We start from the raw sequence: 673 nt of genomic DNA on the forward strand, positions 1-673 counted from the left end.
AACTCATTTCGCTTTCGATAACGGGAACATTGAGCACATTAAAAAGTCGGGTCAGAAAAGGATAGGTTGCGTAGTTGAAGACGATGAAACCGGTATCCACCGGTTGATCGCCGTTCTTCCCGGCCATGACAGTGCGGGCATGGCCACCTAAACGCGGTTCCGCCTCATAGAGGGTCACGTCGTGGTTTTCTGAAAGGTAGTAGGCGGCTGAAAGGCCTGAAATACCTGCACCAATAACTGCGATTTTCTTCCGTACACCCTGGGTTTCGTCGAACATTCCAGCCTCGTTATGTGGTTCTTAGAATGAAATACGCGGGGTAGGTGCAGCTGGATCAATCCGGTTGGAAGTTTTGTCAGAAGCGCGATCGCATTTGATCCAATTGCGTCACGGGCCCGTAGAATATGAAACATGACTGAATCGGCCCGCGCATGAGCAGCTTTGACGGAAAAACCTATTGGATCATTGGTGCCAGCGAAGGTCTGGGGCGGGCTTTGGCCCAAGCTCTCAGCCGTCAGGGCGCGCATCTGATCTTATCCGCGCGCAATGCCGACCGTCTGGCCGAGATGTGTGAGACTTTGCCCAACGCTCGCGCAATCCCTATGGATGTGACCGATCTGGATTCGGTTCGCGCCGCAGTGGCCGGGGCGGGCGCGGTGGATGGTCTGGTTTATA

At 54.2% G+C, this 673-nt stretch carries 2 protein-coding genes; one reads left to right on the top strand and one right to left on the bottom strand.

Annotation, left to right across the window (positions count from 1 at the left end; translation table 11 throughout):
• Positions 1-277, bottom strand: a 277-nt coding sequence (locus ACR0C6_RS21840) for an FAD-dependent oxidoreductase (protein WP_480621258.1), incomplete at its 3' end; no start/stop codon positions are given.
• A 152-nt stretch (positions 278-429) separates the two neighbouring features.
• On the opposite strand from ACR0C6_RS21840, the gene ACR0C6_RS21845 reads away from it, so the two are divergent.
• On the top strand, positions 430-673 hold a 244-nt coding region (locus tag ACR0C6_RS21845), incomplete at its 3' end, for an SDR family NAD(P)-dependent oxidoreductase (RefSeq protein WP_480621260.1).

This window comes from Ruegeria sp. AL12 (assembly GCF_056540885.1).